General features: G+C 64.9%; 11 protein-coding genes. 3 read left to right on the forward strand and 8 right to left on the reverse strand.

The window, feature by feature from the left end:
* From moaC to AC3AYF_RS14910, 8 genes are all read right to left on the reverse strand, one after another.
* Positions 1-626, reverse strand: a 626-nt coding sequence (moaC, locus tag AC3AYF_RS14875) for a cyclic pyranopterin monophosphate synthase MoaC (protein ID WP_487779923.1), incomplete at its 3' end; no start/stop codon positions are given.
* A gap of 131 nt (positions 627-757) precedes the next feature.
* Positions 758-1,336, reverse strand: a complete 579-nt coding sequence (gene mobB, locus AC3AYF_RS14880) for a molybdopterin-guanine dinucleotide biosynthesis protein B (protein WP_295040241.1) — start codon at positions 1,334-1,336, stop codon at positions 758-760.
* Complete coding sequence (gene mobA / locus AC3AYF_RS14885; RefSeq protein WP_295040239.1) at positions 1,329-1,949, reverse strand: molybdenum cofactor guanylyltransferase MobA; 621 nt, start codon at positions 1,947-1,949, stop codon at positions 1,329-1,331. The genes mobB and mobA overlap by 8 nt, the downstream gene beginning before the upstream one ends.
* Positions 1,946-2,575, reverse strand: a complete 630-nt coding sequence (gene upp, locus AC3AYF_RS14890; protein WP_295040237.1) for a uracil phosphoribosyltransferase — start codon at positions 2,573-2,575, stop codon at positions 1,946-1,948. The genes mobA and upp overlap by 4 nt, the downstream gene beginning before the upstream one ends.
* A 56-nt stretch (positions 2,576-2,631) precedes the next feature.
* On the reverse strand, positions 2,632-3,321 hold the full coding sequence (ung, locus tag AC3AYF_RS14895; RefSeq protein ID WP_295040235.1) for a uracil-DNA glycosylase: 690 nt from the start codon (positions 3,319-3,321) through the stop codon (positions 2,632-2,634).
* Between the two features lie 18 nt (positions 3,322-3,339).
* Positions 3,340-3,828, reverse strand: a complete 489-nt coding sequence (gene gpt, locus AC3AYF_RS14900) for a xanthine phosphoribosyltransferase (protein WP_149435671.1) — start codon at positions 3,826-3,828, stop codon at positions 3,340-3,342.
* A 74-nt stretch (positions 3,829-3,902) separates the two neighbouring features.
* On the reverse strand, positions 3,903-4,454 hold the full coding sequence (locus AC3AYF_RS14905) for an adenine phosphoribosyltransferase (RefSeq protein WP_487779924.1): 552 nt from the start codon (positions 4,452-4,454) through the stop codon (positions 3,903-3,905).
* Between the two features lie 169 nt (positions 4,455-4,623).
* On the reverse strand, positions 4,624-5,232 hold the full coding sequence (locus tag AC3AYF_RS14910) for a riboflavin synthase subunit alpha (protein WP_487779925.1): 609 nt from the start codon (positions 5,230-5,232) through the stop codon (positions 4,624-4,626).
* Positions 5,233-5,541: 309 nt separating this feature from the next.
* Between AC3AYF_RS14910 and rutR the strand changes: the two genes are divergently transcribed.
* From rutR to AC3AYF_RS14925, 3 genes are all read left to right on the forward strand, one after another.
* Positions 5,542-6,201 (forward strand): HTH-type transcriptional regulator RutR, encoded by a 660-nt coding sequence (gene rutR, locus AC3AYF_RS14915; protein ID WP_298848746.1) that lies wholly within the window; start codon positions 5,542-5,544, stop codon positions 6,199-6,201.
* A gap of 166 nt (positions 6,202-6,367) precedes the next feature.
* Positions 6,368-7,411, forward strand: coding sequence for a methionine ABC transporter ATP-binding protein (locus tag AC3AYF_RS14920; protein WP_295040984.1), 1,044 nt, complete (start codon positions 6,368-6,370; stop codon positions 7,409-7,411).
* A complete protein-coding gene (locus tag AC3AYF_RS14925; RefSeq protein WP_295040982.1) occupies positions 7,392-8,045 on the forward strand; it encodes a methionine ABC transporter permease in 654 nt (217 codons plus the stop codon). The genes AC3AYF_RS14920 and AC3AYF_RS14925 overlap by 20 nt, the downstream gene beginning before the upstream one ends.
* Positions 8,046-8,311 lie beyond the last annotated feature (266 nt).

An 8,311-nucleotide genomic window follows, 5' to 3' on the forward strand; every position in this document is an offset into this window, starting at 1 on the left:
GCGATATCGGGCGAAGGGAGTCTTTCCCACTCCAGATGGTATTCACCGGTCCCGAGGCGCTCCCTGAGCTCTGCCAGGAACTGCACTCTCAACGTCTTGGTCGGCGCCGCGGCCCCGCCCTCCCCGGAAGAGGCCGGCGGGGAGTCGAGTGCGGCCTGCCGCGACCAGCCTCCCGAGCGGCCGCCGCTCTTCTGCTCGAGGCGAACCCCGTCGATGATCATGCCCCTGTCGACCGCCTTGCACATGTCGTAGAGCGTCAGGCAGGCCACGGAAACCGCCGTCAATGCCTCCATCTCGACCCCGGTACGACCATTGAGACGGCAGAACGCCTCGACGTGAACGCAGTTTTCCGCAGCGTCCAGGGTGAACTCGAGGCTGACTTTGGACAGGGCCAATGCGTGACAAAGCGGAATCAATTCGTGGGTCCGCTTCGCCGCCTGAATGCCGGCGATCCTGGCCGTGGCCAGTACGTCGCCCTTGGGCAGATCGCCATCGGCCAGCAGCGCCAGCGTCGAAGCCTGCATGTGAACCGAGCCACGGGCCCGGGCTTCACGCCGCGTCTCCTGCTTGTCGGCGACATCGACCATGTGGGCTTCGCCACGCGCATTGAGATGCGTGAGAGTCATGCTGAACTCGCCTCGTTTTCCATCGTTGGATCAAACATCAAGTGTAGCTTGATCGTCGCGCCGGTGCCTGCCGCGCATCCGCCACCGGATGCCGGCGATGCAACGATCCCGGCGATGACGACGCCGGTCGTTCAGCGTTGCGCCCTGGGCTGCCAGGCAGCGGCCCAGTCGACGACCCAGGTCAGGATCTCCCCCGGATCGTCCAGGTTCAGACGGGGGAGCCCCGTCGGCAGGCGGGCGAGCGTTCCGGGGAGCACCTCGTCTGGCTTGTAGGCCACGGCCTGCACCCAGGGATCCTGTTCCGCCGCCCACGCTTGGTCGGCATCGCTGCGATAAAGTTCCAGCTTCGGAATCGGCCAGCGCTTGAACCCCTCGACCAGAATCAACCTCGGCTTCAAGCTGGCGACCTGCGCCACCAGCGCGGGCAGATCAGGCTCCTGCTGCCCGGGCGTTTCCATCATGAGCGCGAAACGCCGGCCGGAGGCTACCACCATGGGTGTCGCTCCCGCCTCGCGCAGGCGATGACTGTCCTTGCCGGGCTTGTCGATATCGAAGTCGTGATGCGCGTGCTTGATGACGGCTGCCGGCCAACCCCGCGCCCGAAGCAGGGGCAACAGGGTCTCCAGTAGCGTCGTCTTGCCGGTTCCGCTCCAGGCGGCGATTCCCAGCAGAGGAACGTCGCAGGCGGGCATGTCGATGGTGTCACTCATGGCAACTACCCGGCGAGCTGGCGTGGCCACCCTGGGCGCGCCCCGCCAGCTCGACCTCGCCGGGGGTGTTGAGGTTGGCGAACTGCGCTTCCTGGGCGGGGAAATCGACCTGAATCCAGCGGTGGCGATCGTACCAGCTGACGACCCGGCCGCCGCCCGCCGCCAGCCATTGCGACAGATCCGCGCCCAGGGAGCTGCGTATCAGCGCCACCAGAGGCTGCAGTCGCCTGCCATCGTGGGCGACCGCGATATCCGCCTCGCCGATCGCACCCGAGAGCCGGCTCAAGGTATCGACGGGAAGCCAGGGCATGTCCACCGGCGCCAGTAGTATCCACGGCGTGGAAACTTCCCGCAGGGCGCCCACTACGCCGGCCAGCGGCCCGGGATAGTCGGGCAGCGAATCCGTGACGACGGCGTGACCCAGCCGACGATAGCGCCCGAGATGGCGATTGGCGCTGATCACGACGCGACCCACCTGCGGCGACAGACGCTGCAGCACCTGTGTGACCAGCGGCAGGCCGTCGAACTCTACCCACCCCTTGTCGACACCGCCCATGCGCTGTCCGCGGCCGCCGGCCAGCAGCACCCCCGTGACGTCGGTTCGCTCGATCACCGGGTACCGAAGATCTTGTCGCCGGCGTCGCCCAGTCCCGGAACGATATAGCCATTCTCGTCGAGTCGTTCGTCGACAGACGCGGTGTATATCTCGATCTCGGGATACGCCTTCTGGACCCGCTCGATGCCCTCCGGCGCCGCCACCAGCACGATGACCTTGATCTGCTGGCAGCCCCGCGCCTTGAGCATGTCCAACGTCGTCACCATCGATCCGCCCGTGGCCAGCATGGGATCGATCACGATCGCCAGGCGCTCGTCCAGGGCACTGACGAACTTCTCGAAATAGGGCACCGGCTCCAGCGTCTCCTCGTTCCGGTAGAGACCCACGACACTGATCCGCGCACTGGGGATCAGGTCGGTGACGCCGTCCAGCATTCCCAGGCCGGCACGCAGGATCGGCACGATGGTGACCTTCTTGCCCTTGATCTGTTCGACCTCGATCGGGGAGCCGTTCCAGCCCTCGATCGTCGCCGGCTCCATCTCCAGGTTCTTTGTCGCCTCGTAGGTCAGCAACTTGGCCACCTCGCAGGCCAGTTCACGGAAGCTCTTGGTACTGATGTCCGCCGCACGCATCAGTCCGAGCTTGTGTTTGACCAGGGGATGGGAGATGGGGTGCACACTCATGATCGACGCCTTCGTCAAAATGGGAAACACCGATATTGTACGCGACCTGCCAGGGGTCAGGCGACGCTGGCAGGCAACTGCCAATCGATCGGCTCCAGGCCCCGCGACTGGAGAAAATCGTTGGCCTGGGAAAAGTGGCGAGTGCCGAAGAAGCCGCGATGCGCCGACAGCGGCGACGGGTGCGGCGCGTGCAGCACCAGGTGCTTGCCGCGATCGACGAAGCTCGCCTTCTTCTGGGCGTAACTGCCCCACAGCAGGAAGACGACACCGTCGCAATGCTCGTTGATCACCTGGATGGCACGATCGGTGAAGGTCTCCCAGCCGCGATTGCGGTGGGAACCGGCATTGCCCTGCTCCACGGTCAACACGCTGTTCAGCAGCATCACGCCCTGTCGGGCCCAGCTTTCGAGAAAGCCGTGATTGACCGGCGCGGTACCGACGTCGCTGGCCAGCTCCTTGTAGATGTTCTGCAGCGATGGCGGTGTCGGTACCCCGGGGCGTACCGAGAAACAGAGCCCGTGGGCCTGGTGGGGCCCGTGATAGGGATCCTGTCCCAGGATCACCACCTTGACACGCTCCAGCGGCGTCAGTTCGAAGGCGCGAAACCAGTGGGACGAGTGGGGATAGATGACCTTGTGGGCCGCCTTTTCCTGGGCGAGAAATTGACGCAGCGCCTGCATGTAGGGGGCACGAAATTCATCGCCGAGATAGGCGTTCCAGCTGTCGGGTAAGGGCGACTGGGCCATGGATTCGCTCCGCAGCGGTCAGGATTTGGGGGGACGAACCTGATCGACCAGCGGCTCGACGTAGGCGTGCCCCAGATCCCACGGGAACTGGATCCAGCAATCCTGTGCCACCTCGGTCAGATACTGATCGACCAGCGGTCGTCCTTCGGGTTTGGCGTAGACGGTGACGAAATGGGACTTGGGCAGCATGTCGCGCACGGCACGGGCCGTCTTTCCGGTATCGACCAGGTCATCGACCAGCAGCCAGCCGTCGCCATCGTGGTCGACGCCCTTCATCACGTCCAGCTTCCCCTGCGACTGCTCGTCGTAGCTCTTGATGCAGACGGTATCGATCAGGCGGATGTTGAGTTCGCGGGCGATCAACGCCGCCGGAATCAGGCCGCCGCGGGTGATCGCGACGATCCCCACGAAGTCGCGCTCGACGAGTCGATGGCAGAGCGCCCTGACGTCGCGATGGATCTGATCCCAGGAAACGGTGAAATGATGCTGGTAACGATTGGCGGTCATGGCGGGTCCAGGCAATGGGTCGGGCCGCCATCGATCGATGACGGCATCGTGGCTCGCGTTGGATGACGAGGGGCCTATTCGTCCTCGGTGAAGCTGCAGACCGCGAAGACGCTGTAGCCCGCTTCGCGAATCTTGGTCCAGCCCCCCAGCTCCGGCAGGTCGAGGATGGTCGCGGTCTCGACGACATGCCCGCCGCTGCGCTGAATCAGCGATGCGGCCGCCAGCATGGTGCCGCCGGTGGCAATGATGTCGTCGATCAGCACGATCCGGTCCTGCTCGCGAAAGGCATCGGCATGCAGCTCCACCGTCGATTCGCCGTACTCGAGAGTGTAGGTTTCGCTGATGGTGCGGAATGGCAGCTTGCCCTTCTTGCGCACCGGCACGAAGCTGCAGCCCAGTTCATAGGCCAGCGGCGCGCCGACGATGAATCCTCGTGCATCGATCGCCGCGATGGCATCGACCTCGAGCTCCTGGTAGCGGTGCACGAAACTGTCGATCAGCTTGCGGAAGGCGGCGCTGTTCTGGAGCAGCGGCGTGATGTCACGAAAATTGACGCCGGGCTGGGGCCAGTCGGGTACGGTGCGAATGACCGACTTGATATAGTCGCCGTAGATGCTGCTGCTCATCGAAGAAACTCCATTGACCGAACACGGCGCGCCCGGGGATGACCATCGCGGAACGATAAATCCTGGCGCAAAGGCGTCCATGTTACCCAAGCCGGCGCCACGGTGCGACCTGCTCGGGAACGCCTGCATCGTCGGTGCCCGAGCGTGCCGCCAGCGCCGAACCGGTCGCTCAGGCGCGGCCGGCCAGTACCCGCTCCACGGTCTCGACGATCGCCTGGGTCTGGGGATCGATCTCGACATTGACCCGATCCCCCAGCGAGCGCTCTCCGATCGTGGTCCTCGCCAGCGTCTCCGGGATCAGGGTGACGCAGAAGCGCTCCGGCTCCACGGCGCCCACGGTCAGGCTGATGCCATCGATCCCGATGTACCCCTTGTCGAACACGAATCGCGCCAGGTCCGGCGACAGTTCGAACCACAGTCGGCGATTGTTCGGCGCCTCGTCGATCTCCACCAGTCTGGCCATCGCCATGACGTGGCCGGACATGGAATGCCCGCCGATCTCGTCGCCGAAGCGCGCCGCGCGCTCGAGGTTGACCCGATCTCCGGCGACGAGGTCACCCAGGTTGGTCAAGCGCAGCGTCTCGCGCATCAGGTCGAAACTGACGTTCTCGCCCTCGATCGCCGTCACCGTCAGACAGCAACCGTTGTGTGACACCGACGCGCCCAGCGTCAGACCCTCGCGCATCGCCGGTGACATCGATACCACGTGTGTGTGCAACTGCTCACGCGCCTCGATGGCCACCACGGTCCCCACATCCTGCACGATCCCGGTAAACATGCCCCCTCCTGGCCTGAACGGATGACGAGCCAACGAAGGCAGACGCCCTCGGCGGCAGAGATCGGGAATTCTAGCATGCCGGTCCCACCGGACATGAATCGGCCGCAGCGGAACGCGCCTGCCGGATCCCGTCCGCACGTCTTCGACCGGCGGCGACGATTGTCCGGCCGCCGGTCGGCCTCGATAGCGCCAGGCCGGAATCGACGTGGTAAAGTGCCAGCGAATGTTATCGACCTGTCATGGCCGTGGTTCGACGCCAGGGGGTGGAGAACCGCCAAGCCATTCAGATACCCGCCAGCCAGGAGGCTCATGACGTCAATCACGCCAGCCACCGCCGCCTCCCCTGGCCGCGCCGCTGCCAGCGAAGCCCGCAAGCAACGTATTCGCGATGCCGCGCTGACGCTGTTTTCCCGGTTCGGCCTGCGCGGCGCCAGCCTGGACGCCATCGCCGACCAGGCCGGGGTCTCCAAGACCAACCTGCTCTACTACTTTCCCTCCAAGGAGAAGCTCTACGTTTCGGTCCTTCAGCAGATCCTGGAGACCTGGCTGGAGCCGATGCGCGCCATCGACGCCGATCAGCCCCCGGAAGCCGCGATCGGTCACTACATTCGTTTCAAGGTCGAGCTGTCGAGGGATCACGTGCAGGCGTCGCGCCTCTTCTGCCTGGAGATGATCCAGGGTGCGCCACTGCTGAAGGAAGCGCTGCGACACCACTTGCGCGCGCTGGTCGAGGAGAAATCGAAGGTCATCGAGGGCTGGATCGCTGACGGCAGTCTGCTGCCGGTCGATCCGCATCACCTGATATACCTGCTGTGGGGAACCACCCAGCACTACGCCGACTTCGCCGTCCAGATCGAGGCGATTTCCGGCAGGACGCTAGCCGACCCCGATTTCTTCGAAGCCACGGTCGACAATATTCAACGCATCGTGCTGGGCGGTTTGCTACCGCGGACGAACGGCGACGCCTGACTCGCGGCGCTGCCGGCGCAAACGCACCGCAGCGGTCGCCCGGACTCCGCGAGATCCGTATACTATCGCGCTCATCGACGCGGGGCCGTCGCCGATGATGCGCTGACTTCACGCCACGCCGCCCCGCTCCCTCCCGACACCCAGACAGACGCTTTCGGCACGCCCAATGATCACACTGGACAACGTTTCCAAAACCTACGGCAGCGGGCCCGGGGCCGTGCAGGCGCTGAAAGAGATCGACCTGCAGGTACCCAAGGGCACGATTCACGGCGTCATCGGCCTCTCGGGCGCCGGCAAGTCGACGCTGATCCGCTGCGTCAACCTGCTCGAGCGGCCGACCGCCGGCCGCGTCGTCATCGACGGGCAGGAACTCACCGCCATGGACGCCGCCGCCCTGCGTCAGGCACGGCATCAGTGCGGCATGATTTTTCAACACTTCAATCTGCTCACCAACCGCACCGTCTACGACAATGTGGCACTGCCGCTGGAGCTGATGGGCCAGTCGCGCCAGGCCATCCGCGAGCGCGTGCTGCCGCTGCTGGAGATGACGGGGCTGGCGGACAAGACGAAGCAGTATCCGGCACAACTCTCGGGCGGCCAGAAACAGCGCGTGGCCATCGCCCGCGCCCTGGCCAGCCGGCCCAAGGTGCTGCTGTGCGACGAAGCGACCTCGGCGCTCGATCCGCAGACGACGGCATCGATCCTGTCGCTGCTGCAGGAGATCAATCGACAGCTTGGGTTGACCATCCTGTTGATCACCCACGAGATGGAGGTAGTGAAGACCATCTGCCATCGCGTGGGGCTGATCTCCGACGGACGTCTGGTCGAGGACGCGGACGTGGGCGACTTCTTCACCGCGCCCGGCACGCAGCTGGGACGGGAGTTCCTGAACGACTTCCTCAAGCTGGAGGCGCCCCAGGCCCTGATCGAGCGTCTCGAGCCGGAGGCCGGACCGAATACCCACCCGGTGGTGAGGCTGACGTTCTCGGGCGACAGCGTCGCCACGCCGCTGATCTCGCGACTGGCACGGGAGCACGGCATCGACGTCAGCATCCTGCAGGCCAAGGTCGAATCCATTCAGGGGCGTACGCTGGGCCTGATGATCGCCGAGCTGATGGGCAGCGACATGCAGACCCGCGAAGCCCTGGCGACACTCGAATCCTTTGATCTGCATGTGGAGGTACTGGGCCATGTCCAGCGCACTGATTGATCTCGTCTGGCAGTCCACGCTGGAGACACTTTACATGGTTGCCGTCGCCGGCATTCTGTCGGCGCTGGCCGGCGTCCCGCTCGGGGTGCTGCTCTACGTGACGCGGCCGCGCCAGATCCTGGCGCAGCCGGTGGTCAACACGGTGCTCGGTGTCGTCACCAACGTCGGCCGCTCGGTACCGTTCATCATCCTGCTGGTGGCGATCATTCCCTTCACCCGCCTGATCGTCGGCAGCTCCATCGGCACCAACGCCGCCGCCGTGCCGCTGACCATCGCCGCCATCCCGTTCGTCGCCCGGCTGGTCGAGGGTGCGCTCAACGAGGTCTCGCCCGGCCTGGTCGAAGCCGCCCAATCGATGGGCGCGACGCCGATGCAGATCATCATGAAGGTGCTGCTGCCGGAGGCGCGTGGCGGCATCATCAACGGCCTGACGATCACCATCGTCGCCCTGGTCAGCTATTCCGCCATGGCCGGCGCCGTGGGCGGCGGCGGGCTCGGTGACCTGGGTATCCGCTACGGCTACAACCGCTTCAACCCCACCGTGATGCTGATCACCGTGGTGGTGCTGGTGGTCATGGTGCAGCTGTTCCAGAGCCTGGGGGACTATCTGGTGCGCAAAAGCGATCACAAGTGATCGTCGAGCCTCACTAGACTCATAACCAGAATGAATTACCGTGATCGCCGTTATTCCGTTATATTTCAGCGGTCACCGGGCATTCGAATCCATGCCCGAACGTCTCATCATCAGGGAGAATGTCGCCAAATGCCGATTTCACTGACACGTACGCTGAGCGCCGCCGCACTGAGCCTTGGGCTGGTCGCCAGCGCCGCGCAAGCCGCCGACACCATCAAGGTCGGTACCATGGCCGGCCCCGAGACCGATGTGATGCAGGTGGCCAA

Source organism: Salinicola sp., from assembly GCF_982684285.1.

Bases quoted from the DNA above. Each gene is read 5' to 3' on its own strand.
- rutR (WP_298848746.1), top strand. From the start codon at position 5,542: ATGACGTCAATCACGCCAGCCACCGCCGCCTCCCCTGGCCGCGCCGCT.
- AC3AYF_RS14920 (WP_295040984.1), top strand. From the start codon at position 6,368: ATGATCACACTGGACAACGTTTCCAAAACCTACGGCAGCGGGCCCGGG.
- ung (WP_295040235.1), bottom strand. From the start codon at position 3,321: ATGGCCCAGTCGCCCTTACCCGACAGCTGGAACGCCTATCTCGGCGAT.
- AC3AYF_RS14910 (WP_487779925.1), bottom strand. From the start codon at position 5,232: ATGTTTACCGGGATCGTGCAGGATGTGGGGACCGTGGTGGCCATCGAG.
- mobB (WP_295040241.1), bottom strand. From the start codon at position 1,336: ATGAGTGACACCATCGACATGCCCGCCTGCGACGTTCCTCTGCTGGGA.
- upp (WP_295040237.1), bottom strand. From the start codon at position 2,575: ATGAGTGTGCACCCCATCTCCCATCCCCTGGTCAAACACAAGCTCGGA.
- gpt (WP_149435671.1), bottom strand. From the start codon at position 3,828: ATGACCGCCAATCGTTACCAGCATCATTTCACCGTTTCCTGGGATCAG.
- AC3AYF_RS14905 (WP_487779924.1), bottom strand. From the start codon at position 4,454: ATGAGCAGCAGCATCTACGGCGACTATATCAAGTCGGTCATTCGCACC.
- AC3AYF_RS14925 (WP_295040982.1), top strand. From the start codon at position 7,392: ATGTCCAGCGCACTGATTGATCTCGTCTGGCAGTCCACGCTGGAGACA.